Genomic DNA, 16,611 nt, shown 5'->3' on the forward strand with positions numbered 1-16,611 from the left:
CAAGTTAGTGCCGTTCGCCAGATAGGTGAACGACGCGAGTCTGCAGGAGCGAGCGGGCGGCGATCCGACTTGCCCGCGAAGCTTCTCAGGCCTGGGCAGTAACGTCAGGCACCAACGGCAACTCCAGGCTGGCGATAAAGCCGCCCTGGGGATGATTGTCCAGGGTCAGGCTGCCGCCGTGGCGTTCCGCGGCGCGCCGGGCGATGGCCAGGCCCAGTCCGTGACCCGGCGCGGTCTGGCCCGGGGCGCGGTAGAAGGGTTCGCCCAACTGACGCAAATGTTCGGCTTCCACCCCGGGGCCGTGATCGCGCACGCTGAGCACAATTCGGTCTCCCTGACGCAATGCCCGCACTTCGATCGGCTGTCCGGCCGGGTTGAAGCGCTGGGCATTGCGCAGCAGATTGTCCAGCGCCCGTTCGATCATGGTCGGCCAGCCCTTGAGGCTGAGCGGTGATTCGGCCTGGATCTTCACCGGCTGTTCCGGACAGGCCAGTTGGGCATCCTTTTGCAGGTTGTCGAGCAGGGCATTGAGGTCCACCTCTTCGGCGCTGGCGTTGTCGGCATCGACCCGGGCCAGCACCAGGATTTCGCTGATCAGTGCTTCCAGGCGATCGCACTCGCGGGTCAGGCGCGGCCACAGGCGCTCGCGTTCCTCGGCCGTGGCGCGTTCGGCCAGCGCCAGGGCGATGCGCAGGCGCGCCAGCGGCGAGCGCAGCTCATGGGAGACATCGCGCAGCAGCTGGCGCTGGCTGCCGATCAGGCTTTGCAGGCGCGAACCCATGCGGTTGAAGTCCTTGGCCAGCACGCCGAATTCGTCGCGGCGGGCGGCCAGGCGAGCCAGGCTGTTCTGCTGGTAAGTGGTTTGCCCCAGGTCATGCACCGCACCGCGCAAACGGCTGAGGGGGCGGGTGATGGACAGGGTCACCAGCAGGCTGAACAGGGTCAACACCACCAGCGCGATGGTCAGGGCGCTCAGCGGCCACAGCAGGCTGTCGCGGTGCCAGGCGTCCAGTTCCGGGTGGGGAATGCGATAGATCAGCAGGTAGGTGTCGCCGGTTTTCGGGCTGGTGTATTCGGCGGTCAGGCGCCGCCAGGGCAGGCGCCGGTCATCGTTGTTCTGCCGGGCCTCGAGGGCCGCCGCGCGGCGCGGGAAGGTGCCGCGGACCACCGGGTCGCCAGCTTCGTTCAGCACCTGTACGTTGACGTGGTACTGGTGCTTGCGCTGCTCGAGGATCTCCTGGGCGGCGTCTTCGCCCTGTTCTTCGTAGGTGCGCGTCCACTCCTCGGCCAGGGTATTGAGGCCCGGATGGCGACTGAGGATCCAGGCATCCTGGTTCAGCATATGGCCAAGCAGAATCGACAGCCCTGCAACCAGGGTGATGGCCAGCCAGAAGCTGGCGAGGATGCGCCAGAACAATGAACGCACGGGAAGTCCTCAAACAAGGAAAGCCCAGTGGGGTGCCACTGGGCTATGGGATAAGCGCTAGAGCATTATTGCGCTTTTTGCGGCTGTTGCGCTTTCCAGGCCTTGAATTCGGCCCATTCGGCGCGGCGCTCAGCGTGTTTCTTCTGGATGGCGTCAAACTCTTTCTGTTGTTCCGGCTTGAGCAGGGCGCGGATATCCGCTTCGGTTTTCTGGCGCTTGGCGGCGATCTCGTCCTTCATGGCCTTCTGGTCGGCCGGCGACAGTTTTTCCAGGTACTTCTGCACCAGCTCTTTGCGCTCGTGCATCTGCTCACCCATCAGCTTGCGAATCTGCTGGCGCTGTTCGTGGCTCAGGTCCAGCTGACTGTAGGGGCCTTTGCCGCGCATGTGTTCGCTGTGGCGCGGGCCATCCATCGGACCCATGGGACCTGCGCCTTCCGGCATGGCCATGGCCACGGTCGGCAGGGCGGCGGCGAACATCAGAGCGATCAGGGTCTTGCGCATGGTGTATCTCCTTGTCTCATTCCCGGTCAGTTCCGGATGTGTGCAGATTACGGAGATCAAGGTCAGCGGCGGTCAGCGAAGGGTAAAGCTTGGGTAAAGACGTTTTTGGCGAAACTGACATAACCCCTGTAGCCGCTGCCGAGCCTGCGAGGCTGCGAACGACCGGTACGGTCGCAGGGATCTTGCGAATGCGGGAGGGCCTGCGGCCCTATCGCAGCCTGCGGCAGCGGCTACAAGGATCAGGAATCTGTTCAGAGGCTGTAGTAGTAGCCACGGCTGCGCAGGGCGACGATGCGCGGGCGGCCATCGGGGTGCGGGCCGATCTTCTTGCGCAGGTTGCTGACGTGCATGTCCAGGCTGCGGTCGTACAGGGTCAGCTTGCGGCCCAGGGCGATCTGCGCCAGCTCCTGCTTGTCCAGCGGTTCGCCCGGTTGCTTGAGCAAGGCTTCCAGCAGGCGGCTTTCGGAAACGGTGAGGGTGATGTCCTGTTCGTCGATGCTGACCACGCCGCGTACCGGGCTGAAACACAGGTCGCCCAGCTCCATCTGGCTGGACACCGCGGTCGGGTGGCTGCGGCGCAGCACGGCGCGCAGGCGGGCGGTCAGTTCACGTGGGTCGCAGGGCTTGGCCAGGTAGTCGTCGGCGCCCAGTTCCAGGCCGAGGATGCGGTCCAGGGGCTCGCCGCGGGCCGAAAGCATCAGCACCGGCAAGTCCGGGTGGTCGTTGCGCAACTGCTTGAGCAGTTCCAGGCCGCTGCCGTCGGGCAGCATCACGTCCAGCACCACCGCCGCCGGAGCGTGGTCGGCCAGGGCGCGCCGGGCGCTCAGGCCATCGTGGCAGGCCCGTACCTGAAAACCTTCCTGGCCCAGCCAACTGGTCAGGAGTTCGCAGAGCTCCTGGTCATCGTCAATCAGTAACAGCTCGCTCATGAATCACTCAATTTAGCCATTGTCGACGCTTCCTATGTCCACCACTGGCGAAGATACCGCAGAGCAGGGCCAATAGCGCTACCCCGGCGCCGGTGACGAACCATTGCTGCTGATCGGTCAGCAGGCGCGGCGCGGAACTGGCCTGGGCCTCGCGCAGTTGCAGCTTGAGGCGCTGGTTCTCCTGGCGCAGGCGGCTTAGCTGGGCGCTTTCGCGCTCGCTGTCGGCGCTCTGCAATTGCCGGGTCAGCTCTTCGCGCTGGTGCTCGCTATCTTTCAGGCGTTGCTGCAATTCGCTGATCTGGTTGCCGGCACTCAGGGACAAAGGCGTGGAATGTCCCGGGTCCGCGGTTTCTTCGGCAGAGGCGCTCGCCCCGATCGTTAACATGACCAACAACAGGCACAACGGAGCTTGGCGCATCGGAACTCCTGATTCCAATCGAGTGTTGGGCAAGTTGTCGGCAGTCAAACGAGAATAATGAGCGATTGAGAGCGCGATGAACCCATAAGGTTCACCGCGCGGGAGAGGATTTACGGCAGGACTTGCTTGAACGGCTTGACCACGACGCTGGCATAGACACCGGCGGCGACGTAAGGATCGGCGTCGGCCCAGGCCTGGGCGGCGCTCAGCGAGTCGAATTCGGCGATGATCAGGCTGCCGGTGAAGCCCGCGGCACCGGGATCATTGCTGTCGACGGCAGGGTGTGGCCCGGCCAGTACCACGCGACCTTCGGCCTTGAGCTGCTGCAACCGCTCCAGATGCGCCGGGCGCGCGCCCAGGCGGTTTTCCAGGGAGTTGGCGACGTCTGTAGCAATGATTGCGTAAAGCATGTCAGTCCTCGGTTTTCGAAGTGGTGGGTTCGGTGTCGTGAAGATGGCGCGACAGGTAGATGCCCTGGCCGACCAGGAACAGCACGGTCATGCCCAGGCTGCCGAAGACCTTGAAGTCGACCCAGATGCTCTGGAAGGTGAAGGCGACGAACAGGTTGGCGGCGCCGCAGAACAGGAAGAAGGCGATCCAGGCGATGTTCAGGCGGGTCCAGACCGGCTCCGGCAGGGTCAGCGCGTGGCCCATGATGCGCTTGATCAGCAGGCGGTCGCCGATGAAGTGGCTGCCGATAAAGGCCAGGGCGAACAGCCAGTTGACCACCGGCGCCTTCCATTTGAGGAAGGTTTCGCTGTGGAAGGCCAGGGTCAGGCTGCCGAACACCAGGCAGGCGACCAGGGTCAGCCACTGGCTTTTCTCCAGTTTGCGCTGGGAGATGAACAGCGCGCCGTATACCACCAGGGAACTGATGATCAACACCGCCGTGGCGCTGTAGATACCGCCTACGGTCAGTTGTTGACCGGCAATGTCGACGACTCGGGGATCGATTTTGTAGACGATGAAAAACAGGAACAGCGGGATGAAGTCGATGAATTGTTTCACAGTGGCAGCCAGAAGCAGGATGTGGCGGCATAATAACAAACATCCATGGCAGCGAAAGCGCCAGCTGACTTGAGGTTGAACAGTCCCGTGAATGTTGATTTGCACTGCCACAGCACGGCCTCCGATGGCGCCCTGGTGCCCGCGGCTCTGGTTGCGCGTGCGTTCGAGAAAGGCGTGCGAGTCCTGGCCCTGACCGATCATGACACCCTGGAAGGCCTCGACGAGGCTCGCCTCGCGGCCCGGGAACTGGGCATGCAACTGGTCAATGGCGTCGAATTGTCCTGCACCTGGGGTGGGGCGACCATTCATGTGCTGGGCTACGGTTTCGACGTCAATGCGCCGTCATTGGTCGAAGCCATCGGCAAATTGCACGACGGTCGCTGGCTGCGTTCCGAAGAAATAAGTCGCAAGCTCGCGCTCAAAGGCATGCCGGGTGCCCTCGAAGGGGCCCGGGCGATCCAGCAGGAACTGGGTGACAGCGGCAATGCGCCGGCCCGGCCGCACTTCGCCGATTACCTGGTGCGCGCCGGTTTCGTGAAGGACCGCGCCGAAGCCTTTCGCAAGTGGCTGGGGGCCGGCAAGCTGGGCGACGTCAAGCAGCACTGGCCGACCCTCGAGGAAACCGTCGAGACGCTACGCGCGGCGGGGGCCTGGGTCAGCCTGGCCCATCCCTGGCATTACGATTTCACCCGCAGCAAACGTCGCCGCCTGATTGCCGACTATATTCAAGCAGGTGGCCACGCGATCGAGGTGGTCAACGGCCATCAACCCGCCGAGCAGGTGGGCAGCCTGGCCATCCTTGCTCGGGAGTTCGGTCTGCTGGTGAGCGCCGGCAGTGATTTTCATGGCCCTGGAGGCTGGTCCGAGATAGGCGAGTATCGCCCTGTTCCGGAGGATCTGCCGCCGCTCTGGTGTCGGTTCAAACATGACCCAATTATTGCCGCCGTCTGAACAGGTAGAGAATGTGAGTCAATTTTTCCAGATTCATCCGGAAAACCCGCAACCGCGCCTGATCAAACAGGCTGTCGAAATCATCCGCTCAGGTGGCGTGGTGATCTACCCGACCGACTCGTCCTACGCCATTGGCTGCCAGATCGGCGACAAGAGCGCGGTCGAGCGCGTGCGGCGCCTGCGGCAACTGGATGACAAACACAACTTCGCGCTGATCTGCAGCGACCTGTCGCAGCTGGGCCTGTTCGCCAAGATCGATACCGGCACCTTTCGCCTGCTCAAGGCTCACCTGCCGGGGCCTTACACCTTCATCCTCAACGCCACCCGCGAAGTGCCACGGCTGTTGCTGCACCCGAAGAAACGCACCATTGGCCTGCGGGTGCCGAGCCATCCGATCGCCCTGGCGCTGCTGGCCGAGCTCGGCGAGCCGCTGATGAGCGTCAGCCTGATCATGCCCGGTGAAACCGAGCCGATGAACGATCCTTATGAAATGCGCCAACTGCTCGAGCATCAGGTCGACCTGATCATCGATGGCGGTTTTGGCGGCATCATGGCCTCCACCGTGATCAACCTGGCCGATGGCGAGCCGGAAGTGATCCGTATCGGCTGCGGCGACCCGGCTCCCTTCATGGTCGAGGCCTGAATGTCCGCAGTGGAACACGTTGACGACCAGGCCGGAGCGCAGCAGGAGCTGCCCTTTGCGATGGTCTACGGCCAGGCGGTCATGGAAATGCCGCTGGACCTGTACATCCCGCCGGACGCCCTGGAAGTCTTTCTCGAAGCCTTCGAAGGCCCGCTCGACCTGCTGCTGTACCTGATCCGCAAACAGAACATCGACATCCTCGACATCCCGGTGGCGGAAATCACCCGCCAGTACATGGGCTATGTCGAGTTGATGCAGTCGGTGCGCCTGGAGCTGGCCGCCGAGTACCTGGTGATGGCGGCCATGCTGGCCGAGATCAAGTCGCGCATGCTGTTGCCGCGCTCGGCCGAGGTGGAAGAGGAAGAGGAAGACCCGCGCGCCGAACTGATCCGCCGCCTGCAGGAGTACGAGCGCTTCAAGGCCGCCGCCGAAGGCATCGACGGCCTGAGCCGGGTCGGCCGCGACGTCATAGTGCCCAAGCTCGACGCCCCGGAAGCCCGGGCGCGCAAGCTGCTGCCGGATGTCGCCCTGGAAGAGGTGCTGATGTCCATGGCCGAGGTGCTGCGCCGGGGCGACATGTTCGAAAGCCATCAGATCAGCCGCGAGGCGCTGTCCACCCGCGAGCGTATGAGCGAGGTGCTGGAGCGGCTCAAGGGCGGTGGTTTTGTGCCCTTTGTCGAGCTGTTCACCGCGGAAGAAGGACGCCTGGGGGTGGTGGTGACCTTCATGGCGATCCTCGAGCTGGTCAAGGAATCCCTGGTCGAGCTGGTACAGAATGAGCCTTTCACGGCTATCCATGTGCGGGCGCGAGCCGAATAACGAGCTGAAACAATGAATCTGAATGAACCCCGCGAGCTGGCGCCGCTGCTTGAAGCCTTTCTGTTGGCCTCGGGAAAACCGCAATCCATGGAGCGCCTGTTCGAGCTCTTCGAGGAAGGTGAGCGGCCGGACCCTGCGGTCTTCAAGAAGGCCCTGACCATTCTGGGTAAATCCTGCGAAGGTCGGGCCTTCGAACTCAAGGAAGTGGCCTCCGGTTATCGCCTGCAGGTGCGGGAAAAGTTCGCACCCTGGGTCGGTCGGCTATGGGAAGAGCGGCCCCAGCGTTACTCCCGGGCGATGCTGGAAACCCTGGCGCTGATTGCCTACCGTCAGCCGATCACCCGTGGCGAGATCGAGGATGTGCGGGGCGTGGCGGTCAACAGCCAGATCGTCAAGACCCTGCTGGAGCGCGAGTGGATTCGGGTGGTCGGCTACCGTGACGTGCCGGGCAAGCCGGCGATGTTCGCCACCACCAAGGCGTTTCTCGATCACTTCAACCTGAAGAACCTCGACGACCTGCCGCCGCTGGCCGAGCTGCGCGAGATCGAAACCGAGCCGGTCCTCGACTTCGACGACGCGCCGGTGCCCGCCAGCCTGCAAGCCCTGGCCGACGCCAGTGCCGAGCCGGAAGAACCGAAGGAAGAGACCAGTTTCCACACCTTGCTGCTGGAACTGGACTCGATGGAGGAGGGGATCAAGACCGACTTCGACGACCTGCATCGCGATGGCGCGGTGGATTCGTCCGGGGACGACTTTGTTGCCGACGCCGAGGTTGGCGCCGAGATCGACCCCGAAACGCAAACTCGTGCCGAAGCCGAAGCCGAAGTGCCAGTTGAGCACGAAGCGGAGCTTGAAACCGAGCACGAGGCCGAACTCGAAGCGGACGCTGGCGATGAGCAGGAGGTCGATGACGATGTGCTCGGCGTCGCCGAAGCCCGCGCCAAGCTGCTGGCCGCCGTGGCGGCATTGGAACCGCCGGCTCCAGAGTTGAGCGACGAAGAGGCCGAAGCCCTGGCGCTGGCTGAGGCTATCGAGAACGAAAGACGCGAACAGGAAGACTGATCACGCCACGCTTCTGTAGGAGCGAAGCTTGCTCGCGATGAACGTTGATGCGGTGTGCCAGGCATGTCGCGTCGTTCTCGATCGCGGGCAAGCCGGATCGCCGCCCGCTCGCTCCTACAGGTCAGGCGGCCAAATGTCGGGCTACCACCGGCCAGCGGAAAAACCGGTAGGCCGCCACTTATCGACTAGTCTCTGATGCGCAACCGGCGCCATGAGCGTATGATTCGCGACCCTTTGGCGATCCCTTCGCCACAAGACCTGTTTTTACTACCGTTCAGGCCACTCAAGCCTGAATCGACACACCGGGAGGTGCCCAGATGAGTGAAGATCAGCAAGACCAACAGGAAATCGGCCCAGCAGGCGAAAAGCTGCAGAAAGTCCTCGCCCGTATCGGCGTCGGCTCGCGCCGCGACGTGGAGTCCTGGATCAGCCAGGGCCGGATCAAGGTCAATGGCAAAGAAGCCACCCTTGGCCTGCGCGTCGACCTGCATGACGCCATCTCCATCGATGGCAAGGTGATCAAGCGCGAAGAAGCGTCCGAATCGGTCCGCCGCGTGATCATGTACAACAAGCCCGACGGCGAGATCTGCACCCGTGACGACCCGGAAGGCCGCCCGACTGTGTTCGACAAGCTGCCGCGTCCACGGGAAGGCCGCTGGATCAATATCGGTCGCCTCGACATCAACACCACCGGCCTGCTGATGTTCACCACCGACGGTGAGCTGGCCAACCGCCTGATGCACCCGTCCTATGAAATGGACCGTGAGTACGCGGTACGTGTGCGTGGCGAAGTCGACGACGAGATGATCGAGCGCCTGAAAGCCGGCGTGATGCTCGAAGACGGCCCGGCCAAGTTCACCGACATCCAGCAGGCGCCCGGTGGCGAAGGTTTCAACCACTGGTACCACTGCGTGGTGATGGAAGGCCGCAACCGTGAAGTACGTCGCCTGTGGGAATCCCAGGGCCTGGTGGTCAGCCGCCTGAAGCGCGTGCGTTTCGGTCCGGTGTTCCTCAACTCCGACTTGCCGATGGGCCGCTGGCGCGAAATGAGCCAGTACGAAGTGGACGTCCTCAGCGCCGAGGTTGGCCTGACGCCGGTGGCACTGCCGCAGCTCAACGCCAAGAGCAAGGACAAGCTGGAGCGCATGCAGCGCAAATCCTCGCGCCCGGTGGGCAAGAGCGAGCGCGTGCGGACCCTGCGTCCGGCCCATGGCGCGCCTGCCGCCGGTGCTCCGCGCCCGTCGCGCGAGCCGCAGATCGAAGGCGAGCGTCCGGGCCGCAAGCCCGCGCCACGCCAGGATGGCGAGCGCGCTCCACGGGCGCCGCGTCCGGCTGCCGGTCGTGGTGAGTCGGGTCGCGGTACGCCAGTGGCGGATCGTCCGAGCGACACCAAGCGCCCGGCCAAGCCAGCGCCGAAGTCCAAGCGTCCGGGCATCGTCCTGGTCGACAAGGATGCACCGTCGGGCAAGCGCCGCGGCGCCCCGGCCGGTTCCGGCCAGCGCCCGGGTTTCGGTCGCCGCAAGCCTGAGTGAGGCAGCCTTGAGCTGCAAGCTGTAGGCAACAAGAAAAAACGCCAACCTCAGGGTTGGCGTTTTTTTTGCGCTTTGGCGCATCGCGAGCAAGCTCGCTCCTACAGAAGAGCGATCCATCCCTGTAGGAGCGAGCTTGCTCGCGATAGCGGAATCGATATCGACACCCTCGTTGGCTCAGAACACGAACCTGCCATCGAACACCGGCTTGTCGTCCAGCGCCAGCACCCCGCTGGCAAAGATCAGGTCCAGGTGATGGCTACCCTTGGCACCGCCGCCCAGCCCCAGGTGCAGGCCGCAATGGCGCTCCTCGAACCCCGAGTTGCGCGCGTAGAGGTCTTTCACCCCTTCGTTGGTGCCGATGCCCAGTTCCTCGATGCGCCGGTTGGACGGGTTGGCATCCAGGTATTTATTGAAGTCCTCCGCCAGTCCCGGCACATCGGTGGCGATACGGCTGATGGTGGAGTTCTCGATCCACAGTTCCAGTGGCGATTGCAGCACGCCGTACTTGCGCGCGAAGGGGATGGTGCCGAGGAAGGTGCCGACGAATTTCACCCGGCCATTGATGGCCTCGCTGTGGCTGGCGATTTCTCCGGGCGCCAGGTCGTAGTTGCCCACGCCGTTGATGTTGGTCCACTTCTTGATGCTGTCCAGCGGCGCTTCGAAGTACGAGCCGTGGTCGTCGCGAAAGCTCAGGGTGGTGGCCTCGGACATATGGCGGATCAGGGTCGCGTTGAGCTCGGCGATGCGCTGCGGCTCGACGCTGAAGGTGTCGTAGAAGTAGTCGCCGTAGTCCTTGAACAGCAGCGATTTCTTCCAGTTTTCGGCCATCACGCCCTGCAGCGCCTGGATGAATTCCGGGCCTTGCGGGCGGGGCGGCGAGAGGGTGGAGGAGTCGTAGAAGAAGATATACAGATCGCAGTCGGCGATGGCCTGGGTCAGCACCGAGGTGGGCTCGAGGTCGAGGCGCAGGGCGGTGAAATGGAAGGGTTCGCCGGCCTGCTCGATGATGGCGGCGCTGGTGGCGGTGTACTCGGCGGTGTGGCCGATCAGGACCCTGGTGCTCTGGCGGTCGGCCAGGGCCGGATGGTGTTCGAGGTAGTAAAGGAAATGCCGGATGGCAGCGGTGTTGTCCATGGATCCTCCCTGACGGACAGCGAGTGGAGGCAGGGGCGACCGCCGGGCCGCTCCTGCCTGATGGCCGTTTTTACAAAGGCCACATCGCCGTGCCGAACGGTACTACCGCATCGGCCTGCATCATTTCCACCGCGGCCTCGTGGGTCGCTGCTTCAAACCAATCGTCCAGTTGCAGTTCAGTGTCCAAGTCTTTTTCCAGTGCTTGCATCGTGAATCTCCTAGATGACTTTCGGATAAAAGCAGTCGGTGAGACGGCTCGGGTGTTCCACGGGGAGTGCTTGAAAACCCTGGCTGCTTCAACGTGGCCGCTCGGCTTGCCGGGGGTGTGGTCCGGCAAGTGGCTGGAAACCTAGTCCAGGGTTTTTTGAAATGCAAAAAAATAATTGAAATATTTTTATTGAACTTTTTGTTCTGTTTTTGTGTTGAAAAATTATCAAGAAAAAACAAAAAGCTGAGCGAACAGACAGATAAAAAACCGCTGGCCGTCAATTTGCAGTCGCCGCGGATGCCGATCTGAAGTGGAAAAAATACGTTCCACTCTGTAAAGAAATGCTGACGAAAAACCCGCTATCGAGTCATGGAATCGAGCCTCGTCCAGCGCTGTAAGAAAAACCTTCCGGCGCTGCCTGGATATTGCCCGCCGCCGGGCTCCAGGCCGCTTGTTCCGCGGCCTCAAGGCGGGTGTGATGCAGCCCATGCCTGTGTGCAGGTGCATAACAAGAAGGAGGCGCAATGTACGCCGTGGCTCACCTCAACCGATTCCCTCCGAAGGGCGATTGCTGTCGTACCTTCGTCGACGACCCCGACGGGTCTGTCCCGAACCTTGCCGCCGATGCCAAGCATCGAGCAGGCCCCGTGCGATTCCGGCACCCGACGCGCTGATAAGCCGCGTCTGGCGGCGGGGAGTCAGGGGTGTACAATGCGCGGCGTTTTAACTGTGACCCAACTGCGTATCCGCGCATTTTGCGCCCCAACGACTGCTTTCGACGCATGACGAGCCCTGGCTCGAATGCTCGAGACACGCTCCCAAGGCCAATAATTTCAAGGCTATCCGCCTTGTTCACTCCGCCGCGTCACAAGCGTGGTGGGTTCGATTTCGTCACAGATAAAAACAAACAGGTGACGCATGACCGTTAAACAAACGCTGAACTCCTGGTGCCTGCGCTGGGGTTTGATCCGCGCTGCTTAAGCCTGCTGTCGGCTGCAACGTCTATCGAACATCATCAAACCTTGCGTGAGACCCTTTTCATGAGTGGACAAAACTCGCATTCAGGCGAGCTGAAACGCGGCCTGAAAAATCGCCATATTCAACTGATTGCCCTGGGCGGCGCGATCGGTACCGGATTGTTCCTGGGCTCCGCTGGCGTGCTCAAGTCGGCCGGGCCGTCGATGATCCTCGGCTATGCCATCTGCGGCTTCATCGCCTTCATGATCATGCGCCAGCTCGGCGAGATGATCGTCGAAGAGCCGGTGGCCGGTTCCTTCAGCCATTTCGCGCACAAGTACTGGGGCGGTTTCGCCGGTTTCCTGTCGGGCTGGAACTGCTGGATTCTGTACATCCTGGTGGGCATGTCGGAGCTGACCGCGGTCGGCAAGTACGTGCACTACTGGTGGCCGGAGGTGCCGACCTGGGCCTCGGCCGCAGCGTTTTTCGTGTTGATCAACCTGATCAACCTGGCCAACGTCAAAGTCTTCGGTGAGGCCGAGTTCTGGTTCGCGATCATCAAGGTGGTGGCCATCGTCGGCATGATCGCCCTGGGTAGCTACCTGCTGGTCAGCGGTCACGGCGGCCCGCAGGCCTCGGTGAGCAACCTGTGGGAACACGGCGGGTTCTTCCCCAATGGCGTCAGCGGCCTGGTGATGGCCATGGCGATCATCATGTTCTCCTTCGGTGGCCTGGAGATGCTCGGCTTTACCGCGGCCGAGGCCGACAAGCCGAAGACCGTGATTCCCAAGGCCATCAACCAGGTGATCTACCGCATCCTGATTTTCTACATCGGTGCCCTGGTCGTGCTGTTGTCCCTGACCCCGTGGAACAGCCTGCTGGAGACCCTGAATGCCTCCGGCGATGCCTATAGCGGCAGCCCGTTCGTCCAGGTGTTCTCGATGCTGGGCAGCGACACCGCGGCGCACATCCTCAACTTCGTGGTCCTGACCGCGGCCTTGTCGGTGTACAACAGCGGCACCTACTGCAACAGCCGCATGCTGCTGGGCATGGCCGAGCAGGGCGACGCGCCGAAAGTCCTGGCGAAGATCGACAAGCGCGGCGTGCCGGTGATGTCGATCCTGGCCTCGGCGCTGGTGACTTTCGTCGCCGTGGTGCTCAACTACCTGATCCCGCAGCACGCCCTGGAGCTGCTGATGTCGCTGGTGGTCGCGACCCTGGTGATCAACTGGGCGATGATCAGCTACTCGCACTTCAAGTTCCGCCAGCACATGAACCGCACGAAACAATCGCCGCTGTTCAAGGCGCTGTGGTACCCCTACGGCAACTACGTCTGCCTGGCGTTCGTGGTGTTCATCCTCGGCATCATGCTGATGATCCCGGGCATCCAGATCTCGGTGTACGCGATTCCGGTCTGGGTCGCCTTCATGTGGGTCTGCTACGGCATCAAGAACAAGCGCAGCGCGCAGCACAGCCTGCAGGCGGCCAACGCTTCGCTGAAGTGACACCCGCGCGGTAACGGAAAACCCGGCCTCGGCCGGGTTTTTTGTGGGCGCTGCAAATCCGCAGGCGCGGTATCCTGAATGCCCTGAAAGCGGATTCCTTTTCTATGCTGGTGATTTCCAACAACGTGCATCTGCCCGATGCCGAGATCGAGTTGACCGCCATTCGCGCGCAAGGCGCGGGTGGGCAGAACGTCAACAAGGTCTCCAGCGCGGTGCACCTGCGCTTCGACATTCCGGCCTCGTCCCTGCCGCCGTTCTACAAGGAGCGACTGCTGGCGCTGCGTGACAGTCGCATTACCAGCGATGGGGTGATCGTCATCAAGGCCCAGCAATACCGGACCCAGGAACAGAACCGCGCCGATGCCCTGGAGCGCCTGGTGGCGTTGATCCTCGACGCGATCAAGGTGGAGAAGAAGCGCCGCCCGACCAAGCCGACCCTGGGCTCGAAGACCCGGCGCCTGGAATCCAAGAGCAAGCGCGGCAACATCAAGGCCGGCCGCGGCAAGGTCGACTACTAGGCTCTGTACGACAAGTACCGACCTAGCGTTCGCCGCGCTCCTCGCGGTACTTCGGCGCCTGGCGGTACAGGTAGAGGCTCAGCAGCAAACCGCTACAGGCCGCGAGGGCGGCGAACAGGAAGATCGAGGCAAAGCCGAAACCGGCGGCGATCGCCCCGGCCAGCGGTCCGGTGATCCCCAGCGAGAGGTCGATGAACAGCGAATAGGCGCCCACCGCCGCGCCGCGGCTGGAGGCGGGGACCAGGTTGACCGCTTCCACCCCCAGCGCCGGGAATACCAGGGAGAAGCCGAAGCCGCTCAGCGCCGCGCCGGCCAGGGCCCAGTGGGCATCCGGCGCCAGCCACAACAGCAGCAGGCCCAGGGTTTCCACCGACAGGCAGGCGATCGCCACGCGAAAGCCGCCGAGGCGGTTGATCAGGTTGCCGAACAGCAGGCGCGCACCGATGAAACTGGCGCCGAACAGGCTCAGGCACAGCACTGCGTTGGACCAGTTCTGGGTGGCGTAATACAGGGTGATGAAGGTGGCGATGGTGCCAAAACCGATCGAGCCCAGGGCCAGGCCACAGCCATGGGGGAACACCCGGCCCAGGACATGGATGAACGGCAGGCGCTCACCGGCAACGATCGGCGCCGCCAGTTTCGGCCAGGCCAGCGCCAGGCCGAGGAGTGCCAGCAGGATGATGCTCACGCCCATGCTCCACAGCCCCAGGCGATCCACCAGCAGCACCCCCAGCGGCGCGCCAACGGCCAACGCGCCATAGCTGGCGATACCGTTCCAGGAAATCACCTTGGCGGTGTTCTGCGCGCCGACGCGGCCGATGCCCCAGCCGATGGAACCCGAGCCCACCAGGCTCTCGGCGCTGCCCAGCACCAGGCGCCCGACCAGCAGGCTGGCCAGGCTCAGCACCGGCAAGCTGCTCAGCCATGCCGACAGCAGCATGAACACGCCGCTCAGGCCGCAGCCGGCCAGGCCGTACATCACTGCGCGCTTGCTGCCCAGGTTGTCGATGATCTTCCCGGCATAGGGGCGGCTGAGCAGGGTGGCCAGGTATTGCACGCTGATCACCAGCCCGGCGATCACCGCGCCGAAGCCCAGCTCGCTGTGCACGTAGCCCGGCAGCACGGCCAGGGGGATGCCGATGTTCAGGTAGCCGATAAAGGTGAAAAGGACGATGGAGACGACTTGCAGCGTGACCGCCAAGGGGCGCTGGGTATCTGGCATGGGAAAGGTCCACGGACGCGGCAGAGATAGATAGGCTGCTTATGATACCGAGGGTTGAAACGATTCAGGTGGAGAAATCGATGGGTTGGCGCAAGTTTTTGCGCGCCGCGGGCTCAGGCTTGGGCTGGGGCCAGCAATTGCGTGGTGACCAGGGCGGCCAGGGCGTTTTCCTGGGTACCGAAGCGCGTCAGCAGGGCGGCCTGTTTTTCCGGCGTCAGGCGGTTCCAGATCTCGATCATTTTTTCGGCGGTGCCGATCAGCACACTGGCTTGGGTTTCGCTGAAGGTGTCGGTCATGGAGGCGGTTCTCGAAAGCGGGTTTCAGGCGGTGTGGAAAGCGCATCAAAGAGCGCTTTCCACACTGTCTGGGTGTTGCGGTCAGTCTTCGCTGTCGGCCTTGTGGCTGGAGGCGGCTTCTTTCGGCTCGGGCTGTTGAGCGCCGGCTTGTTGCGGGGTTGTCTGCTCAGTTTCGTGCAGGCTTGGGAAGGGGAGATTAGGAATCTCGTGCATGTTCGTTGCTCCTCGCAAGGTCTGTTTTTTAAATCGCTGGGTAGATCCGCGCTTTTAAAAAGCCTGGGCAGGATACAGCACTGGAAATGACAAAAAGATTTTTATCTGGGGTTTAGGATGAAAGGAGTTTCATCGGACGGGGGGCTTTTAACGGCATCGCGGGCAAGCCTCGCGCTTACGGAATCAGGTGACATCCGTAGGCGCCAGGCTTGCCCGCGATAGCTTTTTTCAGTGTTTGCAGACTTCGGCGATGGCTTCGGCCAGCAGGTCCAGGCGGGTGGCGTCGATACCGGCGACGTTGGCCCGGCCGGAGCTGACCATGTACACGCTGTGCTGGTTGCGCAACGTGGCGACCTGTTCCGGCGTCAGGCCGGTGTAGGAGAACATCCCGCGTTGCACGCCGATGTGAGCGAAGCGTTCGGCCAGGCCGAAGGGTTGCAGCGCTTCCACCAGGCCCGAGCGCAACTGGGCGATGCGCAGGCGCATGGCTTCCACTTCGTCGGCCCAGAGGCTTTTCAGCTCCGGGTCGCCGAGGATGGTGGCGACCACCGCGGCGCCGTGATCCGGCGGGGTGGACCACAGGTTGCGGGCGATGTGGGCCAGCTGGCTGCGTACATCCAGCAGCTTTTCCGCGTCCCGGGTGCAGACGATCAGTGCGCCGGTGCGGTCGCGGTACAGGCCGAAGTTCTTCGAGCAGGAACTGGTGATCAGCAGCTCGGGCAGTTCGGCTGCGAACAGGCGCACCGCCCAGGCATCCTGCTCCAGGCCGTCGCCGAAGCCCTGGTAGGCGAAGTCGATCAGCGGCAGCAGGTTGCGGCTGCGCACCACGTCCAGTACCCGATGCCAGTCGTCGTGGCTCAGGTCGAAACCGGTGGGGTTGTGGCAGCAGGCATGCAGCAGCACCACGTCGCCCTTGGGCACCTGGTTCAGGGTCGCCAGCATGGCCTCGACGTCGAGGCGATTGTCGCTGCCGACGTAAGGGTAGTGGCTGACCTGGATGCCGGCGGCGGCAAAGATGGTTTCGTGGATCGGCCAGGTCGGGTTGCTCAACCACACGCCACGGCCCGGCAGGCAGTGGGCGATGAAGTCGGCGCTCAGGCGCAGCGCGCCGGTGCCGCCCGGAGTCTGGGTGGCGCCGGCGCGTCGTTCGGTGATCAGCTGCGAATCGGCGCCCAGCACCAGTTCATTGATCACCTTGCCAAAGGCCGCGTCGCCGTGGCCGCCGATGTAGATCTTGGTGGTCTGCCGGTCGACCAGGCGCTGCTCG

Annotated in this window: 20 protein-coding genes; 8 read left to right on the forward strand and 12 right to left on the reverse strand. The window is 63.1% G+C overall.

All coding sequences use genetic code 11. The annotated features are described in order from the left end of the window. Positions 1–85: 85 nt before the first annotated feature. The 6 genes from DK261_RS27875 to DK261_RS27900 form a co-directional block, all read right to left on the reverse strand. The gene (locus tag DK261_RS27875) at positions 86–1,426 is read right to left on the reverse strand and encodes a HAMP domain-containing sensor histidine kinase (RefSeq protein ID WP_110177059.1); all 1,341 of its coding nucleotides are present in this window, start codon (positions 1,424–1,426) and stop codon (positions 86–88) included. A 65-nt stretch (positions 1,427–1,491) separates the two neighbouring features. Beyond that, a complete protein-coding gene (locus DK261_RS27880) occupies positions 1,492–1,929 on the reverse strand; it encodes a Spy/CpxP family protein refolding chaperone (RefSeq protein WP_009047655.1) in 438 nt (145 codons plus the stop codon). A 251-nt stretch (positions 1,930–2,180) separates the two neighbouring features. After that, positions 2,181–2,858: a response regulator transcription factor gene (locus DK261_RS27885; RefSeq protein ID WP_009047656.1), complete on the reverse strand. Its 678-nt coding sequence runs from the start codon at positions 2,856–2,858 to the stop codon at positions 2,181–2,183. Positions 2,859–2,865: 7 nt separating this feature from the next. Continuing rightward, positions 2,866–3,276, reverse strand: coding sequence for a translation initiation factor 2 (locus DK261_RS27890; protein ID WP_009047657.1), 411 nt, complete (start codon positions 3,274–3,276; stop codon positions 2,866–2,868). A gap of 110 nt (positions 3,277–3,386) precedes the next feature. After that, a complete protein-coding gene (locus tag DK261_RS27895; RefSeq protein ID WP_110177061.1) occupies positions 3,387–3,686 on the reverse strand; it encodes a YciI family protein in 300 nt (99 codons plus the stop codon). A gap of 1 nt (position 3,687) precedes the next feature. After that, entirely contained in the window at positions 3,688–4,284 is a 597-nt protein-coding gene (locus DK261_RS27900) for a septation protein A (protein ID WP_009047659.1), read from the reverse strand. An 87-nt stretch (positions 4,285–4,371) separates the two neighbouring features. Between DK261_RS27900 and DK261_RS27905 the strand changes: the two genes are divergently transcribed. From DK261_RS27905 to rluB, 5 genes are all read left to right on the forward strand, one after another. Beyond that, the gene (locus DK261_RS27905) at positions 4,372–5,235 is read left to right on the forward strand and encodes a PHP domain-containing protein (protein WP_110177063.1); all 864 of its coding nucleotides are present in this window, start codon (positions 4,372–4,374) and stop codon (positions 5,233–5,235) included. A 13-nt stretch (positions 5,236–5,248) separates the two neighbouring features. Beyond that, entirely contained in the window at positions 5,249–5,878 is a 630-nt protein-coding gene (locus tag DK261_RS27910; protein WP_009042694.1) for an L-threonylcarbamoyladenylate synthase, read from the forward strand. A 120-nt stretch (positions 5,879–5,998) separates the two neighbouring features. After that, positions 5,999–6,697: a ScpA family protein gene (locus DK261_RS27915; RefSeq protein WP_172667002.1), complete on the forward strand. Its 699-nt coding sequence runs from the start codon at positions 5,999–6,001 to the stop codon at positions 6,695–6,697. A 12-nt stretch (positions 6,698–6,709) separates the two neighbouring features. Next, a complete protein-coding gene (gene scpB, locus DK261_RS27920; protein WP_028681948.1) occupies positions 6,710–7,759 on the forward strand; it encodes an SMC-Scp complex subunit ScpB in 1,050 nt (349 codons plus the stop codon). 317 nt (positions 7,760–8,076) lie between these two features. After that, positions 8,077–9,291: a 23S rRNA pseudouridine(2605) synthase RluB gene (rluB, locus tag DK261_RS27925; protein ID WP_016702275.1), complete on the forward strand. Its 1,215-nt coding sequence runs from the start codon at positions 8,077–8,079 to the stop codon at positions 9,289–9,291. A gap of 174 nt (positions 9,292–9,465) precedes the next feature. Here the strand turns inward: rluB and DK261_RS27930 are convergent, their stop codons facing one another. Together DK261_RS27930 and DK261_RS33265 are read right to left on the reverse strand one after the other, a co-directional pair. Next, positions 9,466–10,425 (reverse strand): leucyl aminopeptidase, encoded by a 960-nt coding sequence (locus DK261_RS27930; RefSeq protein WP_110177065.1) that lies wholly within the window; start codon positions 10,423–10,425, stop codon positions 9,466–9,468. Positions 10,426–10,495: 70 nt separating this feature from the next. Next, positions 10,496–10,633 carry a hypothetical protein gene (locus tag DK261_RS33265; RefSeq protein ID WP_007930088.1) on the reverse strand — a complete coding sequence of 46 codons (138 nt, stop codon included), beginning with the start codon at positions 10,631–10,633 and terminating at the stop codon, positions 10,496–10,498. A gap of 66 nt (positions 10,634–10,699) precedes the next feature. On the opposite strand from DK261_RS33265, the gene DK261_RS32985 reads away from it, so the two are divergent. The 3 genes from DK261_RS32985 to arfB all read left to right on the forward strand — a co-directional run bounded on the left by DK261_RS32985 (position 10,700) and on the right by arfB (position 13,613). Next, the gene (locus DK261_RS32985; protein WP_146218558.1) at positions 10,700–10,942 is read left to right on the forward strand and encodes a hypothetical protein; all 243 of its coding nucleotides are present in this window, start codon (positions 10,700–10,702) and stop codon (positions 10,940–10,942) included. Between the two features lie 731 nt (positions 10,943–11,673). Then, positions 11,674–13,095 carry an amino acid permease gene (locus DK261_RS27935; protein ID WP_016702274.1) on the forward strand — a complete coding sequence of 474 codons (1,422 nt, stop codon included), beginning with the start codon at positions 11,674–11,676 and terminating at the stop codon, positions 13,093–13,095. Positions 13,096–13,199: 104 nt separating this feature from the next. Continuing rightward, entirely contained in the window at positions 13,200–13,613 is a 414-nt protein-coding gene (gene arfB, locus DK261_RS27940; RefSeq protein ID WP_029526192.1) for an alternative ribosome rescue aminoacyl-tRNA hydrolase ArfB, read from the forward strand. Between the two features lie 22 nt (positions 13,614–13,635). Here arfB and DK261_RS27945 read toward each other — a convergent pair whose 3' ends face one another. The 4 genes from DK261_RS27945 to DK261_RS27955 form a co-directional block, all read right to left on the reverse strand. Beyond that, on the reverse strand, positions 13,636–14,835 hold the full coding sequence (locus DK261_RS27945; RefSeq protein WP_038630989.1) for an MFS transporter: 1,200 nt from the start codon (positions 14,833–14,835) through the stop codon (positions 13,636–13,638). Positions 14,836–14,948: 113 nt separating this feature from the next. Beyond that, entirely contained in the window at positions 14,949–15,131 is a 183-nt protein-coding gene (locus DK261_RS27950; protein ID WP_041987103.1) for a hypothetical protein, read from the reverse strand. An 81-nt stretch (positions 15,132–15,212) separates the two neighbouring features. After that, entirely contained in the window at positions 15,213–15,344 is a 132-nt protein-coding gene (locus DK261_RS33695; RefSeq protein WP_009047668.1) for a hypothetical protein, read from the reverse strand. A gap of 228 nt (positions 15,345–15,572) precedes the next feature. Then, a partial coding sequence (locus DK261_RS27955) for an amino acid aminotransferase (RefSeq protein WP_110177506.1) occupies positions 15,573–16,611 on the reverse strand: 1,039 nt, incomplete at its 5' end.

It is taken from the genome of Pseudomonas sp. RW409 (assembly GCF_003184125.1).
Taxonomy (GTDB): Bacteria; Pseudomonadota; Gammaproteobacteria; order Pseudomonadales; family Pseudomonadaceae; genus Aquipseudomonas; species Aquipseudomonas chlororaphis_I.

What these genes read in the sequence shown, in the direction of transcription:
- DK261_RS27880 (WP_009047655.1), bottom strand. Translation starts at nt 1,929, where the DNA reads ATGCGCAAGACCCTGATCGCTCTGATGTTCGCCGCCGCCCTGCCGACC.
- DK261_RS27885 (WP_009047656.1), bottom strand. Translation starts at nt 2,858, where the DNA reads ATGAGCGAGCTGTTACTGATTGACGATGACCAGGAGCTCTGCGAACTC.
- DK261_RS27890 (WP_009047657.1), bottom strand. Translation starts at nt 3,276, where the DNA reads ATGCGCCAAGCTCCGTTGTGCCTGTTGTTGGTCATGTTAACGATCGGG.
- DK261_RS27895 (WP_110177061.1), bottom strand. Translation starts at nt 3,686, where the DNA reads ATGCTTTACGCAATCATTGCTACAGACGTCGCCAACTCCCTGGAAAAC.
- scpB (WP_028681948.1), top strand. Translation starts at nt 6,710, where the DNA reads ATGAATCTGAATGAACCCCGCGAGCTGGCGCCGCTGCTTGAAGCCTTT.
- rluB (WP_016702275.1), top strand. Translation starts at nt 8,077, where the DNA reads ATGAGTGAAGATCAGCAAGACCAACAGGAAATCGGCCCAGCAGGCGAA.
- DK261_RS27930 (WP_110177065.1), bottom strand. Translation starts at nt 10,425, where the DNA reads ATGGACAACACCGCTGCCATCCGGCATTTCCTTTACTACCTCGAACAC.
- DK261_RS33265 (WP_007930088.1), bottom strand. Translation starts at nt 10,633, where the DNA reads ATGCAAGCACTGGAAAAAGACTTGGACACTGAACTGCAACTGGACGAT.
- DK261_RS27935 (WP_016702274.1), top strand. Translation starts at nt 11,674, where the DNA reads ATGAGTGGACAAAACTCGCATTCAGGCGAGCTGAAACGCGGCCTGAAA.
- arfB (WP_029526192.1), top strand. Translation starts at nt 13,200, where the DNA reads ATGCTGGTGATTTCCAACAACGTGCATCTGCCCGATGCCGAGATCGAG.
- DK261_RS27945 (WP_038630989.1), bottom strand. Translation starts at nt 14,835, where the DNA reads ATGCCAGATACCCAGCGCCCCTTGGCGGTCACGCTGCAAGTCGTCTCC.
- DK261_RS27950 (WP_041987103.1), bottom strand. Translation starts at nt 15,131, where the DNA reads ATGACCGACACCTTCAGCGAAACCCAAGCCAGTGTGCTGATCGGCACC.
- DK261_RS33695 (WP_009047668.1), bottom strand. Translation starts at nt 15,344, where the DNA reads ATGCACGAGATTCCTAATCTCCCCTTCCCAAGCCTGCACGAAACTGAG.